An 18,617-nucleotide genomic window follows, 5' to 3' on the forward strand; every position below is an offset into this window, starting at 1 on the left:
AGATTAATTTTTTCATGCTTATAATATTTAAAATGAGCTTTACTAAAGCGCTAGATATTAATTCGTGAGAATTAGCACTAGGGGGTATAGATATATATAAACATGTTTAGATGATATTAATCGTTATGATTTTGGCTGTTTTATAATTTAAGAAAATGGTATTATAATGGGTTTAAAAAAGTATCTTTGCACCGTATTTTTTATGTGTTGTTATTAATTATCATCTCGCAGTACTTCAGCGAATTGCTAAGATTTTGTTTTGTAAATCTTTAATTTTTATCAATACAAGTCTAGTAGATAACCTGAAGCCTAATTGCTAGAGCCAATAATACGCCATAAGAATTTTAATTATCGTAGGGCAAATATCCTTAATTTATACTATTATTTCTGTTGAATAAAATGCTGCTAAAAGTGTTTTAATTTGATGTTAAAATAGCTAATTAAAGATGTGAAAAATTGCTCACGACCCCTTTTATACTGAAAAAAATGATTACAGATTTAACTATAAATAAGCCAGAGGCGCTTCAATTAGATAAAGGAAAATTGCTAGGATTTGATAGTAAAAGTAGTGTTAAACGCGCTATTTTTGAACTAGAAGAAGGCACAAATTTATTAATTACCGATTATTATAGTGATGGTTTAATGCTTCTTAATGAACTTAAAAATCACCTAAAAAGACAATATTCCGGACATACATTTAAAGAACAACGCGAGTATCGTGCTGCTTACCATAAATTATCTAACCTTATTTTAACCGAAATTAAAGACCACCAATTACCGCTTAAAAAAGCACCTTCTATTGGCTGGTTAAAAGAATTGTATCCTGAAACAAGAGATTTCTTTTTGTCTTTTCCTCAAATTCAAGGTTTAAATAGTTCTTGGCAATGGTATTCAAACGGAATATTAACACCTGTGCTTCGTAATAAATTACACCCTTTTTACGGCACGTATTTCCCAACAAGATTTGATCATTTAATCCTTTTTGATAACTGGTTAAAACGTTATGAAGGACCAAAAAAATCTGCAATTGAAGTTGGTATAGGAAGTGGTGTACTTGCTTTGCAAATTATAAAACATGGTTTTCAAAAAGTTTTTGGAACAGATACCAATCCAAATGCTATTTTTGGACTTACCGAATCTATGAAAGGCACTAAAATGTCTAGAAAGATTGAATTAGATTTTGGACACCTTTTTGGGAAGTGGGAAAAACAAACCGAATTGATTGTTTTTAATCCGCCTTGGTTACCACAATCTCATAACTTAGATAAAATAGACGAAGCTATTTATTATAACAGACAACTATTTCCTGAGTTTTTTGAAGAAGCTAAAAAACGCTTATTACCTGATGGCGAATTAGTAATTATATTTTCTAATTTAGCACAAATTACAAAGGTTACAAAAGCACACCCTATAAAAAAAGAATTAGATGAAGGTGGACGTTTTCAGTTAGAAAAATGTTACACACGTTCAGTAAAATCTGCATCAGATAGAACAAGAAGAGATCAAAACTGGAGAGATCTAGAAGAGGTTGAACTTTGGGTTTTAAAACATATATAAACTTTTTAGTTTATAATAAATTATCAGATAAGAATCGTAATGATTTTTATCTGATTTTTTTTGTCTAAATGTAACTTTTTAACTCCTTTTTAAAGCAAAAAAACAACTAGTAATAAGTATTACTTAGTTGTTTTTTATAAAATTATGATGTTTAATATTTATGATTTTATTGTTTTACGCTTCTTTTTTATGATGAAAAATAAAATAGCAATACCTAGTATAATAATTATATATACCGGGTTAAATCCTGCGTTTAAAGTTGCTGTATTTTCCCAGGTTTCATCATTGAGTACAAGATGTATTTGGTGATTGTTATCTTGTTTTAAAACATGTTTTTCCTTCGGGAAACCTTCTAATAAAAAAATTACTGTAGATTGATTGTTATGAATGTCTTTAAATAATTCATTCTTCAGTTGGATGATATTTACCGTTTTTGGAAGTCCTATAATTTCGGTAACTAACTTTGTTTCGTGACCTAAAAATAACTTCGTGTTTTTAAATTGTAAAGTATCGTTTTCATTCACTATAAATGAAAAACTAGTGTTAAAGTGAGCTATTGCTAAGGCTTCAAATTCTTCTGGAGTTTTATAGGCACCTTTACCATTTTTATAAATCACTTCCTCTTGAAAAGCAGTTAACGAACTGTTGATTTGTAAAATAATTTGTCCGTTTTCAGTTTTCGAAATAATAATATTTGAGACATCAGGTTGATGAGCAAACGTAATATGGCTTATTAGTATTACACCTAAAACTAATAAAGGTTTTATATTTTTTTTATAAAGCATATTCTCCTCTTAATCCATTAATAAAGTTATTGTTTCCTGCTTTATCAACATGATAATGATAACCTCTAATGTCATCATAATGACCTCTAGAATCATCTAAATCTGTAGCTTCTTTTCCGTTAGTATTAGTGTTTTCGTAAATTCCATAACCATCAAAAGCGTAACCAATCATTGCTGCGTGATTATCTTTTTGGCTAATTTTTTTAGAGATACCAGTTGCTGCGTGATAATGATATCCGGCAGCTAAATTAATATGTCCACCAGCATCATCAAAAGGCGCTAGGGTATAAGCCGCCAAAATATTATCTGTAGGAGCTGGCGCATCAAAAACAACACCATTAAAAGCTAAACCTCTACTAGAAGGCATTCCATTTTGGTTTTCTGGAGGTGGTCCTTGCCCTTCAGGTCTTTTATGTGTGCCATCATCTTCTGGATGTTCTGGTCTTTTGTGTCCTTCTGGTCCACCTGGACCTCCGCCACCTCTTGGGCCTCTAGAAAAAGAGTAAGCAGTAGCTGCTTTTTTAGGTGTTACCGGAATGTAATAAGTATGTGTCACATCGGCCACATAAGAGGGTAAACATTCTACGCAGTAATTTTGATACTCTTCACCTACATTTGGGTTGGCAGCTTCTTCACATTCTTGTTTTGTACTTGTTTTTGTGATTTTTCCTGTGTCTTTATCATATAACATCCAAGTATCATCTTTGTAAAACGTAGCTAAGTTTTTTACAAATTCACCATCTACATCATACGCTTTTCCATCTTCTAGCCAAATTCCTCCGGCAGAAGCATCATCAGCAATATTATCAGGACACCAAGGTCCCATTTCATGATCTGTAGGTGTTGAGGTAACAACTATTTTGTAGCAATCTGAAGTGGTGCCGTCTGAAAGTGTTCTGCTTTCAATAGTAATGGGTTCAGCTAAACCTCCCGGTAAAAAATTCTCGCTCTTTACAGCAATAGTCACTTTATCTTGGGTGATGTTTTTAGTATCGGCTGTTTTGTCTTTACATGCTGAAAATCCTACTAAAAGTAGACTTGCTATAAGAATTTTAAATGATGATTTTATCATAATGTGATGATGTGTAATCTATAATGTTTTGTGAAACTATATTACTTTATGTATTAGATGTTTTTTGTTGAAGAAACTTGTGTTAAGTTACTGTTTTTTTTAATTTATTAAACACCGTCTATCTTGGCTTGCAAGTTTTTTGATTGCTTTTTATATTTTCGATATTTAAAATATATATAAATTGTTATTGCGGGATGAAGCATAACAAATAAAATAACGTTTAACTGTTGGTAAGTAATACCTAACATACCGCTCATTACTTGCATGATTTTTACGCAAATCCAAAAGATCGTATCCATTTATAGGCTTTTAATTATTGATTTTATGTTTATAGAAACATGCCTTTAGCAACTTCCCATTCGTTAATTTCATTAAAATCTGAAAGTGATTTAGCTGTAACGTTTAATTTTAGGGTTTGGGAAGTAGATGCTTCTTCCGATATATTTCCAATTTCATGAACAATAATTCCTTTTTTAAAATCATAACTGTTATTTTCAAAAGTCCCAATAGCAGCTTGTGTAACACCCGAAAAGTTTGCAGCGGTAATCATCATCTGTTTGTTTTTATAGGCAAACGTATAAGATTTTTCACTACGTGTGTATTGATAGAAAATAGATAATAGCCCGTTTTTAATTGTTAGTTCAGGTTCTAGGTAAGGTAACATGCCGCCTTCATCACCTAAAGGTATAAATTTGTTATTTTGAATAATCGCGCTTTGGGTAGTGTTTTCATTTAAAAGCACAACAATAATTCGAGGTTTGTTTTTTAGAACTTTAGAGACTTCATTTCTTTTGGTTAGAATAGAGTCTGTAGATTCTAATATTAAAACCATATCACTGCGATTATCATTGTTTAAATCTCCCGATGCTTTCTGTAGTATTTTCCAATCCAGATTGTTTTCAATAGTACTTAAATTTTTACCTATAAAATTAGGATACCTATTAGTGTTTTCTTGTGCGTTAGTTAAAACTGTAAAGACTAAAAAGGTGATTAAAAGATTGAATCTTTTCATAGAAAAATGGGATTATGAAATTGATAGATGATTGAGTTTCTAATGTACTGAAAAAATATGAATTATAAGGTTTTAAGTGTTTTAAATCGCTCAGTAAATTGAATAAAATAGTTTTAGTTTAAATACGTTTAGAAGGATATCAAACCCGATAATTGAATTATTAATAGTATTTTTGATGTCTGAAATTTTATATCACCAAATCCTTAATTTATGTCATATCAAGAAGAGTTTGTTCTTTTTTGGGAACAAGTAGAAGAAAGTGTCAAAGAAGGGCGTTTTGCCAAATTAACAATGGCAAAAACAATAGGGAAACCTAACTTGCGAAACATATTTGTAAGACCTTTAGCTTCTGAAGACGATTTTAAAGTAATTGTGAAGTTACGTTACCGCTCAAAAGAAACCGAAGATGAAGAGGAAACATTATCTTTAGATGAAGCTTATATGATGCTTAAACCTCATTTAGTGAAATCTTTTAGCTCTGTATTATTATTTACAACAACAAAAGATGTCACTTTTAAAGTGAATAAAAAAGGTGCTGGAAAAATTACCGAACATCCTCCAACATTTAGAGATGTAATACAAGCTAAAATGGATTAGTGATAATCATTAATTAAAAGAATTATTATACTTTTTTGTTCGTAACAACACTCGTGTAATTTTGATGTTTAAAATTGTATAAAAATGTTATTTTTGTGTTATGCATCATATTCTCCAGGATTATATTCCACCAACTTCCTATACATATATTTTAAAACTCATAGAGGAGGAGGATTTAGTAGTAAAAATAAAAAAGGAGCGTAAAACCAGGCATGGTGATTATAGGCAATTACCAAATGGTTCGCATGTAATTACAATTAATGCTAATCTTAATAAATATAAATTTTTAATTACGCTTGTACATGAAATAGCGCATTTAAAAGTTTATAAAACGGAAGGAAAATATATAAAACCTCACGGACATGAGTGGAAGTTAACATTTAAGCTTTTAATGTTACCGCTAATTAATCCGTTAGTTTTTCCTAACGATTTATTACCTCTTTTAGCACTTCATTTTAAAAATCCAAAAGCAAGTAGTGATACGGATGTGAAATTAGCATTTGCGCTAAAACAATTTGATACTCCTAATGATAAGACCTATGTTTTTGAAGTTCCGGAAGGCCAATCTTTTAAATTACACAACGATCGTGTGTTTATAAAAGGGAAAAAACGCACTAAACGTTATGAATGTGTTGAAGTTTTGTCAGAAAAATTGTATCTTTTTAATCCAAATGCAGAAGTTGAGCTTTTAAATAAATAACTATGAATAAAAATTATTATGCTATTTTAATGGCAGGAGGCATTGGGTCTCGTTTTTGGCCTGTAAGTACAAGCCAATTTCCTAAACAATTTCACGATTTATTAGGAACAGGAGATACCCTTATTCAAAAAACATTCAGTAGATTAAGTCGACTTATACCAAAAGAAAATATATTTATTTTAACACACGAAAATTATAATGATTTAGTGTTAGAACAACTTCCAGAAGTCTCTCAAAGACAAGTTATTTTGGAACCTGAAATGAGAAATACCGCACCTTGTATTTTGTATGCTTCGTTGAAAATTCAGAAAGAAAATCCAGAGGCAATGATGATTGTTGCACCTAGTGATCACTGGATTGAAGATGAAGCCGCTTTTACCAAAAATGTACAGCAAGCCTTCAATTTTTGCGAAAAAGAAAACAGCTTGGTAACTTTAGGTATTAAGCCAACGTTTCCAAATACGGGTTACGGTTATATTGAATATGATAAAACGAACAATACAGCTATTAAATCTGTACAACAATTTCGTGAAAAACCAGATTATAATACCGCTAAAACCTTTATTAATCAGGGGAATTTTTTATGGAATGCCGGAATTTTTATCTGGAGCGCCAAAACCGTAATTAATGCATTTAAAAACGATCAACCTGAATTATTTGGTTTGTTTGAAAAAGGACTTCCTGTATATAATACAGAACATGAAGAAGCGTTTATCTTAGAAAATTATCCTAAAGCCGAAAACATCTCGGTAGATTATGCTATCATGGAAAAGAGTAAACATATTTATGTGTTACCAGCAACTTTTGATTGGAATGATTTAGGAACTTGGGGAAACTTATACCAAGAACTTGATAAGGATGAAAATAATAATGCCATCGTAAACTCTAAAACTTTATTAGAAGACGCGACAGGAAATATGATTAGAACTGAAAAAGACAAAATTGTAATTGTTGATGGTTTAAAAGATTATATTATTGTTGATAAAGATGAAGTTTTGCTTATCTTTCCTAAAGCAAAAGAACAAGATATAAAGCGTGTGCTCAATGATGTAAAAACAAAATTTGGTAAAAAGCACGGTTAATTTTTTTGTTTTTCTTACATTTTTAATAATAATAAAGCATATTGAAATTATAGTATTTTAAGAATATGGACGAGCATAAATTTAATTTCTCTGAGGCCGAAAAAGAAGCTAAAAAAGAACAAACAGTAAATGAATCTAAAAAAGCTGTACAAGAAGACGCTCATGGTCTTTTTATGAGTATTAAACAGTTTTTAGGAGAACTATTAGACTTTAGAGAAGACACAGATAGAGATGCAACTATTGCAGCAATTAAAGCCGATATTCCTTTTAAAGGAGCAACAGCGTGGATTTTAATTTGTTCAATATTTGTCGCTTCTATTGGGCTTAATGCCAGTTCTACTGCAGTAGTTATTGGTGCCATGTTAATTTCGCCGTTAATGGGGCCTATTTTAGGAATAGGTTTATCTGTAGCAATTAATGATATTGATACCTTAAAAAAAGCATTAATCAACTTAGCAACTATGATTGTTTTAAGTTTATTAACCGCCTTTTTATTTTTTAAATTCTTTCCGCTAAGTAAAGATACTTCTGAGCTTTTAGGACGTGTACAACCAGATATTCGTGATGTACTCATAGCTTTTTTTGGAGGTTTAGCCTTAATTATTGCACGTACAAAAAAAGGAACTATTGCCTCAGTTATTTTTGGTGTTGCTATTGCAACCGCATTAATGCCACCTTTATGTACCGCCGGTTATGGACTAGCTATTGGGAATTGGGATTACTTTACAGGAGCCATGTATTTGTTTACCATTAATACTATCTTTATTGCAATGGCAACCTTTTTAGTACTGAAAATTTTAAAATTTCCAATGCTAAAATATGCGAATTCTGCAAAACGAAAACGTACTGCACGTATTGCTTCTGTTTTAGCTGTTCTTGTTATGATTCCTGCTATTTTAACGTTCTTAAGCGTGTTAAAGAAAAGTAATTTTGAAACCGATGCTGCAGCTTTTATTAAAAATGAAACCAAAACATTACCAAACGCAAGTTATATTGAAAAATATGCAACAGCAACATATAATGACGAAGGCGAATCTGTAATTGAATTAATACCGTTTGGAGCTGAAGAAATTCCGCAAACCACAATAGACTTGTTAGAGTCGCGTTTTGCGAATTATAAATCTTTAAAAAACACAAAACTGTATGTGAATCAAGTTGAAAATCGTTCGATAAACAACTTGGAGTATATGGAAGAATTGCGTTCTAGAGACTCTCTAGATTTATTATCTCAATCTCAAAAAATTGTATATTTAGAAGACAAAGTGAGAGCATTATCGCGATTAGAACGCGATCAGATACCTTTTAAAGAAGTAGTAGATGAAGCACAAATTAATTATGATAACCTAGAGTCAATAGCTTACGCAAAACAGATAACTAGTGATTTTATAACTGTTGATACTTTAGCTGTTTTTACGGTAAAATGGAAAGATGATACTTCAGATCCTGAGAATGTAGCTAAAGACGTTAATAAGTTAGAACGCTGGTTGAAATTAAAACTGAAACTAGATACTTTACAAGTGAAAATTATAAAGTAGATGTAGTAAAATAAATAAGTAAAGTTGAAACCTATTCTAGTAACTAGAATAGGTTTTTGTTTTTTCTAACAGATGATGTGAAATTAATATAATATTTTAAGCGTAGCTACTCATGCTCTTCAATGTACATTTTACGTACTTTTTTAAATAAGTTAGAAGAATATACAAAGTTAGTAACGGCTTCATTATCGGTTCTAAAAATGGTGTCTTTTGAACCTTCCCATTCTTTATAACCATCTTTTAAAAATACAATTTTCTGACCAATTTCCATCACAGAATTCATGTCATGTGAGTTAATTACGGTAGTTATATTATATTCTTCGGTAATTTCCTGAATAAGATTATCAATCACAATCGACGTTCTTGGATCTAAACCAGAGTTAGGCTCGTCACAAAATAAGTATTTTGGATTGTTAACAATAGCACGTGCAATTGCTACACGTTTTTGCATTCCTCCAGAAGCTTCACTTGGCATTTTATTGTGAGCATCTTCTAAGTTAACACGTTTTAGTACAAAATCTACACGATCTTGCATTTCACTCTTGCTCTGTTTTGTAAACATTTTTAAAGGAAACATCACGTTTTCGGCAATGGTCATGGAATCAAATAAAGCACTACCTTGAAATACCATTCCTATTTTGGCACGTAAGTTTCTTTTATCGGCATCAGATAATGATCCAAAAACTTGACCATCATAAGCGATACTTCCTTTCTCATAAGGAAATAAACCTAATAAGCATTTTAAGAATACTGTTTTACCAGAACCACTTTGCCCAATAATAAGGTTTGTTTTTCCTTTTTCAAAACTAGTAGTCACACCTTTTAAAATGTGATTCTCTCCAAATGATTTATGTAAATCTTTAACTTCTATCATTGACTTAGTAACATTTGAGTTAATAAATAGTTTAAAAGAATAATAACAACACTAGTCCAAACAAATGATGTTGTACTTGCTTTTCCAACTTCTAGTGCGCCACCTTTCATATAATAACCATGATAAGAAGGTATGGTTGCTAAAACAAAAGCAAAAACAAATGTTTTTATAAAAGCATAGGCAAGATGAAACGGAATAAAATCCATTTGTATCCCTGTAATATAATCGTCTAGCGAACCAAATCCACCATAAACACAAGCAGCCATCCCTCCTAAAATCCCTAAAAACATTGCTATTGAAATTGCAAAAGGATATAAAAGTAAAGCAATTATTTTTGGGAAAACTAAATAATTTAAAGAGTTTAATCCCATAACTTCAAGTGCATCAATTTGCTCAGTAACACGCATGGTACCAATACTAGATGTGATGAATGAGCCTACTTTACCTGCCATAATTACGGAGATAAATGTAGGAGCAAATTCTAAAATAACAGATTGTCTAGTGGCAAAACCAATTAGATATTTAGGTATTAAAGGATTATCAATATTTAAGGCTGTTTGTATTGTAACTACACCTCCTACAAAAAAGGAGATAAAAGCTATAATTCCTAGTGAGCCAATTATTAAGTCGTCAATATCTTTTAAGATTAAGGTACGCATCACAGACCACTTAGTAGGTTTGCGAAATACTTCTGCAATCATTAAAAAATAGGCGCCAATGTTATGAAGGTATTTCATATATAAATTTGTAACTGCTAAAGTAAAAAAAAGATATAGGTATTTAACTTTAAATTTAAATTATGATGCGTTAAATTCTGTATTTTTGAACATCATTTATAAAAACATACAATGAAAAATTTATTTTCTCTTCTGTTAGCCCTTGCTATATCTACATCATGCAGCGCTCAACAAAATGTAAACGCTAAAAAAACATCTACAACAAATTTACAAACAAGTCAGCCAAAATTAGTGGTTGGTATTGTAGTTGATCAGATGCGATACGATTATTTAACCCGTTTTTTAGCAAAATATGGTGATGGAGGTTTTAAACGTATGATGAATGAAGGTTTTAACTGTAAAAATAATCATTACAATTATGTGCCAACTTATACCGCACCAGGTCATGCTTCTATTTATACAGGAACTACGCCAAAATATCACGGAATAATTAGTAATTATTGGTATGATAAAGAAGTAAAAGAGAGTGTGTATTGTGCTGAAGATGATAATGTAACATCTGTAGGAACAAAAGATGATGCAGGGAAAATGTCTCCAAATCGTATGCTAACAACGACTTTTACTGATGAAAACAGATTGTTTACGCAAATGAAAGGTAAAACAATAGGAATTTCAATAAAAGATAGAGGTGCAATTTTACCAGCAGGTCATACCGCAAATGGGGCATTTTGGTTTCATGGAAAAGATGAAGGACGTTTTATTACAAGTTCATATTATATGAATGAATTACCAAAATGGGTACAAGATTTTAATGATTCGAATATTGCAGAATCGTATTTAAAAACTTGGGATACGTATTATGATATTTCAACATATACAGAAAGTGGAAGTGATTTAAATAATTTTGAAGGCGGATTTAAAGGAAAAGAAACGGCAACGTTTCCTTACGATTTAGCAACTTTAAAAGAAACTAATAAAGGATTTGATATTATAAAAGCAACTCCTTACGGAAACAGTATTGTTGCAGATTTAGCTATAGCATCTATTAAAGGAGAACAATTAGGAGTGGATAATATTACCGATGTTTTAGCAGTTAGTTTTTCTAGTACGGATTATGTAGGACATAATTTTGGCGTAAATTCAAAAGAAATTGAAGATACTTATATTCGTTTAGATAAAGATCTTGAGCGTTTATTTAACGCATTAGATGAGCAAGTAGGAAAAGGAGAGTATACCGTGTTTTTAACTGCAGATCATGCTGCGGTAAACGTCCCTTCATATTTACAGAGTGTGAAAATTCCTGCAGGATATGTAAATTCTTCTGAATTAAAAACAAAAGTAAATACATTTATGGAAAACACTTACGGAGCTTCAGATCTTGTTGAAAGTATCAGTAATAATCAAGTGTTTTTCAACAGAACAAAATTACAAGATTTAAAACTGAATTTGCAAGAGGTGCAATTAGCACTTGTTAATGAAATGATAGCTTACGAGCATGTTTCAAAAGTATATACTGGTACAACTATGTATTCTACGTCATTTACTACGGGTATTGAAGAATTAATTCAGAATGGATACAACCAAAAACGTTCTGGAGATGTGATTTTTGTTTACGACCCAGCAGTAATTTCTTACAGTAAAACAGGATCTACACACGGGTCTTCTTTTAGTTATGATACACATGTACCGCTTTTATTCTTTGGTAATGGTATCGCAAAAGGAAGTACAGTACAAAAAACAATAGTTACAGACATTGCTCCAACTATGTCAATGATGTTAGGTGTTAATTTTCCTAATGGCGCAACTGGTCAACCTTTAGAATTTGTATTAGAGAATGAATAAACGTAATCTGTATTCGGCGATTGCCATAGTTATTGTAATTGGTGTTTACGGTTACGAGGCTTACTTTGATAAAACAGTTGCCGATGCTGTTGTTGAAGCTGGCGAAACTGTAAAAACCAATACTAATGTCTCGTTTATGCCTACAAGTACAACGGGACAAGTTGTACATCACAACGGATATTCGTTATCATATAGTGAAGCTAATGAGCAAGCCGAATGGGTAGCGTATGAGTTAAAACGAAATCAGCTATCTAAAACTAATTTTAAGCGTCCTTATTTTGAAATTGATAACGCTGTAAAATCGGGTGCTGCTAGCTGGCGTAATTATAAAAACTCAGGTTATGATAAAGGGCATTTATGTCCCGCAGCAGATAGACGTTACAGTAAATCTGCCCATGATGAAACTTTTTTAACAAGTAATATCAGTCCGCAAGAACATAAGTTTAATGCTGGAATTTGGAATACGCTTGAGCAAAAAGTGCGCTATTGGGCTCAAAAATACGATGGCGTTTTTGTAGTAACAGGTGGTGTTTTAAAAGGGCGTATGAAAACTATTGGAGACGAAAAAATTGCGGTTCCTAATCAGTTTTATAAAGTTTTAATTGATGCGAATAATGGTGCGCCAAAAATGTTAGCTTTTTTAATGCCTCATGAAAATTCAAGTGAACCTTTGTATAAGTTTGTAGTTTCGGTTGATGAAATTGAAGCACTTACTGGAATTGACTTTTTTCCAGAATTAGATGATGCTATCGAAAATAAATTAGAAGCATCAAGTAGTTATAAAGGGTGGAGTTTTAATTAAATTTATTACGCATTCCGTCCCAACGTAATTTACGTATAAATTTACCTTGTTCTTCGCTAACTAAATAGTCAATGTTATTGTGTTTAGCTTTAAAAAAGCCTGCCACATAATCATTAAAGAGTAGAAAACTTTTTTTCTTATAAGCCAGTTTTAAAGCAGAAATTAGCGTGATAGTGAAACCATACCTCATTTTGTACATAGCTTCTCCTTGCAAGTGTTTTGACGCTTTATTATAGCTTTGACCTGTAGGTTTTAAGTGTTTAACATGTAAACTCTCATCGGTTAAAATATCCCAGTTATAAAATTTTGCCAGCAATTCATCAACAGTATCCCAACCCATAGAGGTTTTTAGTTGTCCAATTTGTGTAAAACAGGCTTTTCTATAAGCTTTTAATGCGCCTCTTATATGATCTTTTCTGGTGAGATTCTCTAAAACCCACTGGTTGTTTTTTTCTATATAACAAAAACCAGAAACCATTCCTAATTGTTTATTTTCATTAAAATGAATGGCTAATTGCTCAAGGTAGTTTTTCGGAAAAATTAAATCGGCATCAAACTTACAAATCACATCATAATCAAGATTTAATGTTTGAAAACCTTTATAAAAGGCATTAATAATTTTACTTCCCGGAAGATGTTTGTTTGATGAGGTAGAATTTACTAGCGTAATCCAATCGTGTTTTTTTGCAAATTCTTCAACAATTTGCTGCGTATTATCTGTAGAGTTGTCGTTAACAATAACCAATTGTTTGGGTAGTAAAGTTTGATTAACCAAAGAGTTGATGGTTAAGCTAATTAAATCTTGCTCATTATGAGCGGGTATGATGATTGAAAAGTTCAATAAATTAAGATTTTACAACAAATTTAGAAATTAAATTGAATTTTGAATCAGGAACAAAAAAACAATTTCTGATACCATTATCTATATCACGAGTAATGGTTGATACTTTTTTTAAACCTTGAGGTGTGTGGTTATAAAAGGTGTAATTTAATGATTTGAAGAAATCTTCTAATTCAGATTCTATATTATTAAATAAAGTTTCACAGATAATAATTGGCTGATGTTTTATGATACTATCTTTCCCAGATTTTAAAATATTCACTTCTGTTCCTTCGGTATCCATCTTAATTAAATCTATTTTTGAAAGTGATTCTTCTTCAATAAATTGATGTAATGTTTTAGAGTTTACCGTATTTTTCACAAAGTTTCTTGAGGTTGTTTTTGTACCCGCATTTCCTTCGCCAGCTAAGTTATATTTTAGGTATTTGTATTTTATGTTTTCAACTTCATAAAAATCAATTTTCCCTACATTTTCAGAAAGTGCTACATCTAAATGTTTAATGTTTTTGTTGAAATTATTAACTTCAATATTTGCTTTTAAATAATGTTTTGGTCCCATTGCAGGCTCAAAAGCATAGGCTTTAATTTGTGGGTTAGCGTTGGCGGCTAATAGCGAGTAGTAACCAATATTAGATCCAATATCTAAAAAAACGTCAATGTTTTTAGAAAGTGTTTCAAAAAGTGCAGAATATTCAAAAGATTTATAGCCATTCCAAAACAGGAGTTGCGTTAAATAACTTGTTTGATTTGTTTTAATATTTAATAGTCCAGAATCTGTTTTTAATTTTAGTAAACCAGATGGTGGGATTTTAATTTTGCCTAAAAATATAGGACTTACAACATAGTTAATATTTCTAAGGATGTAATTTATATTCTTGTGATATATAATCTTGTATAATTGCTGAATAACGCTCATGAATCTGCTTTATATGTAAAAAAAATACTGCTGACGAAGTTATGATTTTTAAATGTTAATGTTACTATTATTTATGTAGAACATAGACTTATTACTGTTTCACTTTTTTACATTTAGACCATAATAGCTGTTAACAAAAAAACACATGAAGCTTAGTAGCCTCATGCGTTTGTAGATATTATAAAAAATGTATTATGCAGTTAGTATTTCCGCGAAAGCGATATATTAATACTTATAAACAATTGTGTTAAGATTCATTCCGGCACCAACACTTGCAAATAAGATAATATCTCCTTTGTTAAGACTGTGATCTTTTAGTTTGTCATGTCTCACTAAATCAAATAATGTAGGTACTGTTGCTACTGAGCTGTTTCCTAATTTCTGGATACTCATTGGCATAATGCCTTCAGGGATTTCTGTTTTATATAAACGGTAAAAGCGTTTTAATATCGCTTCATCCATTTTTTCATTTGCTTGGTGAATAAAGATTTTTTTCACTTCTGAAATAGCAATACCACTTTTGTCTAAGCAAACTTTCATTGCTTTAGGAACGTTAGTTAGTGCAAATTCATAAATTTTACGACCGTCCATTTTTATATAACGCGTATCTGAATCTGATGTTATATCATAAGTTTTTCCGTAGTGTAAAAAATGAGCTTCTTCGTATGTGTAACTCGCTGTTTCGTGAGCTAAAATTCCACCTTCTTCATTGGTTGCTTCTAGAATTGTTGCGCCTGCTCCATCACTATAAATCATAGCATCTCTGTCATGTTTATCAACTACACGAGAAAGTGTTTCAGATCCAATAACTAAACATTTGTTAGCTATTCCTGCTTTTATAAATGCATGAGCTTGTATAGTACCTTCAATCCATCCAGGACATCCAAATACAACATCATATGCTACACATTTTGGGTTTTTTATACGCAATTTGTGTTTTACTCTAGCAGCTAAAGATGGTACTAAGTCACTTTGATTAGAATTATTGGTGATATCTCCAAAATTATGAGCTACAATAATGTAATCAATAGTTTCTGGATCAACTTGGGCGTCTGTTATTGCTTTTTCTGCTGCATAAAAAGCCATGTCAGAAGAGGTTAGATGATTGCTAATATAGCGCCTTTCTTCAATACCAGTTATCGATTTAAATTTCTCAATAATTACATCATTTGTGCTATTGAAAGATGTGCCGTCTGCGTTTAAGAAATGGTGTTCTTGAAAATCTTCGTTTTTTTCAATATTGCTAGGGATATAGCTTCCTGTTCCTGTTATTTTAATACTCATATTAAACAAAAAATGCCTTTTAAAATGTTACTAGTAAACAAAGATACAAGTAACGGTTTTAAAAAGCATTTTTTTTTAATTGAAATTACGACGTTCAAGACGTAATTTTACTCCTACATGTAGTCTTCAATAGGCGCACATGTGCAAATTAAGTTTCTATCTCCATAAGCATCGTCCACACGTCTTACGGTTGGCCAAAACTTGTTAGTCTTCACGTAATCAAGAGGGAAGGCAGCTGTAGCGCGAGAATAAGGGAAATTCCACTCATCACTAGTTACCATTGCTTGTGTATGTGGTGCGTTTTTTAAGACATTATTAGTGTCTTCTTTTGTGGTATTGTCAATCTCTTTTTTAATTGAAATCATAGCATCACAAAAGCGATCCATTTCTTGTTTACTTTCACTTTCGGTAGGTTCAATCATTAAAGTTCCTGCAACCGGGAAAGATACTGTTGGTGCATGAAAACCATAATCCATTAAACGTTTTGCGATATCTGTTACCTCAATTCCGTTAGCTTTAAATGCACGGCAATCTACAATCATTTCATGTGCAGCTCTACCACGTTCTCCTGAGTAAAGTGTATCAAAATTTCCTTGTAAACGTTGTTTAATATAGTTGGCATTTAAAATGGCTGTTTTAGTAGCATCTGTAACACCTTTTGCTCCAAGCATTTTAATATATCCGTAAGAGATTAAGCATACTAAAGCAGAGCCAAATGGCGCTGATGAAATAGCTGTTATAGCTTGTTTTCCTCCTGTTTTAATTATTGGATTTCCTGGTAAAAATGGTACAAGTTGTTTGGCAACACAAATTGGTCCTACACCTGGTCCACCACCTCCATGAGGAATAGCAAATGTTTTGTGTAAGTTAAGGTGACAAACGTCTGCGCCAATATTTCCAGGATTTGTTAATCCTACTTGAGCATTCATATTTGCACCATCCATATAAACTTGTCCGCCGTTATCATGAATAAGTTTAGTAATCTCTTTAATTGAAGCTTCGTAAACTCCGTGAGTTGATGGGTAAGTTACCATTAAACATGATAAGTTATCTTTATGCAACTCTGCTTTTTCACGTAAATCGTCTACATCAATATTTCCTTCTGCAGTAGATTTTGTAACAACTACTTTCATTCCTGCCATAACTGCACTCGCTGGATTTGTTCCGTGAGCAGAAGAAGGGATTAAACAAATATTTCTGTGATGATCATTACGAGATTCGTGATATGCTTTAATTACCATTAATCCGGCAAATTCTCCTTGCGCACCAGAATTTGGTTGTAAAGATGTTGCAGCAAAACCTGTGATCTCTGTTAATTGATCTTCTAAATCTTTTAAAACTGTAAGATATCCTTTAGCTTGTTTTGTAGGAACAAATGGGTGAATGCTTCCCCATTTAGGAGAACTTAATGGCAACATTTCTGCTGCTGCATTTAATTTCATTGTACAAGATCCTAACGAAATCATAGATTGATTTAATGATAAATCTTTACGTTCCAACATTTTTATATAACGCATCAATTCAGTTTCAGAATGATGGCTATTAAATACATCTAAAGTTAAAAACTCAGTAGTTCTTTGTAAGTCTTTAGCAATTGTATTATTTTCTGTAAGTTCAGAAAGTTTGATTGTTTTTTTCTTAGATGCTTTTGCAAATACGGCAATAATGGCGTTAAGATCTTCTATAGACGTTGTTTCATTAATAGAAATTGTAACGGTATTTGAACTTGGATAAAAGAAGTTTATTTTCTTATCGTTAGCAATCGTTTTTATTTTTTTAGCCTTCGCTTTAATTTGAAGGGTATCAAAATAAGAGGTGTTTGTTTGCTCGTAACCTAACTCTGCTAAAGCATTTGCTAAAGTAACAGCACTAGTGTGTACTTTATTAGCAATAAACTCTAATCCTTTTGGTCCGTGATATACAGCGTACATTCCTGCCATAACAGCAAGTAATACCTGAGCAGTACAAATATTTGATGTTGCACGATCTCTTTTTATATGTTGCTCACGTGTTTGTAAGGCCATACGTAAAGCTCTATTGCCATCGGTATCTTTGGTAACTCCAATAATACGACCCGGAATATCTCTTTTGTAGCAAGCTCTAGTTGCAAAATATGCTGCATGAGGTCCACCGTATCCCATTGGGATTCCAAAACGTTGTGTGGTTCCAACAACAACATCGGCACCAAATTTACCTGGAGCTTCAAGTTTTACTAAGCTTAAAATATCGGCAGCAACGGCTACTTTTATTTCAGCAGCTTTAGCTTTTTCTATAAAAGATTTTATGTCTGTAACTTGTCCGTCTTTTCCTGGGTATTGTAAAATAGCTCCAAAAAATTCAGTAGAGAAATCAAAAGTAGCTTCTTCTCCAACAACCAATTCTATACCAATAGGCAATGCTCTTGTTTGTAAAAGTGAAAGGGTTTGTGGTAAGATGTTTTCAGAAACAAAAAACTTATTAGTGTTTGCTTTTTTCTGAGCACGTTCTCTTACTGCAAATAATAAACTCATGGCTTCGGCAGCAGCAGTACTTTCATCTAAAAGAGACGCATTTGCTAATTCCATTCCTGTAAGATCGGTGATCATGGTTTGGAAATTTAACAAAGCTTCTAGACGACCTTGAGCAATTTCAGCTTGGTAAGGTGTGTAAGCGGTATACCATCCTGGGTTTTCTAAAATGTTACGTTGAATAACAGGAGGTAAAATGGTTGGGTGATATCCTAAACCAATGTATGTTTTATAAATTTTGTTTTTATTGGCTAACTTATCAAGATGATTAAGATAGTCGTATTCCGACATTGGAGCATCTAGCTCTAAATCTTTTTTTAAACGAATATCGTCAGGTAACGTTTCGTAAATAAGTTGATCTAGTGAGTCAACACCAATGGTTTTTAACATCTGCTTTTGATCCTCTTCTCTAGGACCAATATGACGTAGTGAGAAATCAGTTGTATTCATTCTAAAAGTAGTTGTGTTTTAAGGCGCGAAAATAAGGAATTAATGGAGTTTTTTTGCTAATCTAAACTTAAAGTTTTTAACCAA

The 18,617-nt window shown here is 31.9% G+C and carries 16 protein-coding genes; 7 read left to right on the forward strand and 9 right to left on the reverse strand.

What is annotated here, in order from left to right; genetic code table 11:
- Positions 1–486 precede the first annotated feature (486 nt).
- Entirely contained in the window at positions 487–1,557 is a 1,071-nt protein-coding gene (locus ACU4C5_RS08695; protein WP_446843810.1) for a methyltransferase, read from the forward strand.
- 158 nt (positions 1,558–1,715) lie between these two features.
- On the opposite strand, the gene ACU4C5_RS08700 is transcribed toward ACU4C5_RS08695, so the two are convergent.
- From ACU4C5_RS08700 to ACU4C5_RS08710, 3 genes are all read right to left on the reverse strand, one after another.
- The gene (locus tag ACU4C5_RS08700; RefSeq protein WP_446843811.1) at positions 1,716–2,342 is read right to left on the reverse strand and encodes a hypothetical protein; all 627 of its coding nucleotides are present in this window, start codon (positions 2,340–2,342) and stop codon (positions 1,716–1,718) included.
- Positions 2,332–3,414 carry a YHYH protein gene (locus tag ACU4C5_RS08705; protein ID WP_446843812.1) on the reverse strand — a complete coding sequence of 361 codons (1,083 nt, stop codon included), beginning with the start codon at positions 3,412–3,414 and terminating at the stop codon, positions 2,332–2,334. Before ACU4C5_RS08705 ends, ACU4C5_RS08700 begins: the two co-directional genes overlap by 11 nt.
- Before the next feature lie 328 nt (positions 3,415–3,742).
- Positions 3,743–4,426, reverse strand: a complete 684-nt coding sequence (locus ACU4C5_RS08710) for a hypothetical protein (protein WP_446843813.1) — start codon at positions 4,424–4,426, stop codon at positions 3,743–3,745.
- Between the two features lie 210 nt (positions 4,427–4,636).
- On the opposite strand from ACU4C5_RS08710, the gene ACU4C5_RS08715 reads away from it, so the two are divergent.
- From ACU4C5_RS08715 to ACU4C5_RS08730, 4 genes are all read left to right on the forward strand, one after another.
- Entirely contained in the window at positions 4,637–5,023 is a 387-nt protein-coding gene (locus tag ACU4C5_RS08715) for a hypothetical protein (protein ID WP_446843814.1), read from the forward strand.
- Positions 5,024–5,123: 100 nt separating this feature from the next.
- Positions 5,124–5,723 (forward strand): SprT-like domain-containing protein, encoded by a 600-nt coding sequence (locus ACU4C5_RS08720; protein ID WP_446843816.1) that lies wholly within the window; start codon positions 5,124–5,126, stop codon positions 5,721–5,723.
- Between the two features lie 2 nt (positions 5,724–5,725).
- Positions 5,726–6,805 (forward strand): mannose-1-phosphate guanylyltransferase, encoded by a 1,080-nt coding sequence (locus ACU4C5_RS08725; protein WP_446843817.1) that lies wholly within the window; start codon positions 5,726–5,728, stop codon positions 6,803–6,805.
- A gap of 65 nt (positions 6,806–6,870) precedes the next feature.
- Entirely contained in the window at positions 6,871–8,340 is a 1,470-nt protein-coding gene (locus ACU4C5_RS08730) for a DUF389 domain-containing protein (protein WP_446843818.1), read from the forward strand.
- 106 nt (positions 8,341–8,446) lie between these two features.
- Here the strand turns inward: ACU4C5_RS08730 and ACU4C5_RS08735 are convergent, their stop codons facing one another.
- Complete coding sequence (locus tag ACU4C5_RS08735) at positions 8,447–9,214, reverse strand: ABC transporter ATP-binding protein (RefSeq protein ID WP_446843819.1); 768 nt, start codon at positions 9,212–9,214, stop codon at positions 8,447–8,449.
- Positions 9,211–9,951 (reverse strand): MlaE family ABC transporter permease, encoded by a 741-nt coding sequence (locus ACU4C5_RS08740; protein ID WP_446843820.1) that lies wholly within the window; start codon positions 9,949–9,951, stop codon positions 9,211–9,213. The genes ACU4C5_RS08735 and ACU4C5_RS08740 overlap by 4 nt, the downstream gene beginning before the upstream one ends.
- A 111-nt stretch (positions 9,952–10,062) precedes the next feature.
- Between ACU4C5_RS08740 and pafA the strand changes: the two genes are divergently transcribed.
- Positions 10,063–11,733: an alkaline phosphatase PafA gene (gene pafA / locus ACU4C5_RS08745; RefSeq protein WP_446843821.1), complete on the forward strand. Its 1,671-nt coding sequence runs from the start codon at positions 10,063–10,065 to the stop codon at positions 11,731–11,733.
- A complete protein-coding gene (locus ACU4C5_RS08750; RefSeq protein ID WP_446843822.1) occupies positions 11,726–12,535 on the forward strand; it encodes a DNA/RNA non-specific endonuclease in 810 nt (269 codons plus the stop codon). Before pafA ends, ACU4C5_RS08750 begins: the two co-directional genes overlap by 8 nt.
- Here ACU4C5_RS08750 and ACU4C5_RS08755 read toward each other — a convergent pair.
- The 4 genes from ACU4C5_RS08755 to gcvP form a co-directional block, all read right to left on the reverse strand.
- Positions 12,528–13,376 (reverse strand): glycosyltransferase family 2 protein, encoded by an 849-nt coding sequence (locus tag ACU4C5_RS08755; RefSeq protein WP_446843823.1) that lies wholly within the window; start codon positions 13,374–13,376, stop codon positions 12,528–12,530. The two genes, ACU4C5_RS08750 and ACU4C5_RS08755, sit on opposite strands and share 8 nt — an antisense overlap.
- 4 nt (positions 13,377–13,380) lie before the next feature.
- Positions 13,381–14,292 (reverse strand): FkbM family methyltransferase, encoded by a 912-nt coding sequence (locus ACU4C5_RS08760; protein WP_446843824.1) that lies wholly within the window; start codon positions 14,290–14,292, stop codon positions 13,381–13,383.
- Between the two features lie 225 nt (positions 14,293–14,517).
- Positions 14,518–15,576: a 3-oxoacyl-ACP synthase III family protein gene (locus ACU4C5_RS08765; protein WP_446843826.1), complete on the reverse strand. Its 1,059-nt coding sequence runs from the start codon at positions 15,574–15,576 to the stop codon at positions 14,518–14,520.
- 113 nt (positions 15,577–15,689) lie between these two features.
- Complete coding sequence (gene gcvP, locus ACU4C5_RS08770) at positions 15,690–18,533, reverse strand: aminomethyl-transferring glycine dehydrogenase (RefSeq protein WP_446843827.1); 2,844 nt, start codon at positions 18,531–18,533, stop codon at positions 15,690–15,692.
- Positions 18,534–18,617 lie beyond the last annotated feature (84 nt).

The organism is Lacinutrix undariae (genome assembly GCF_052934785.1).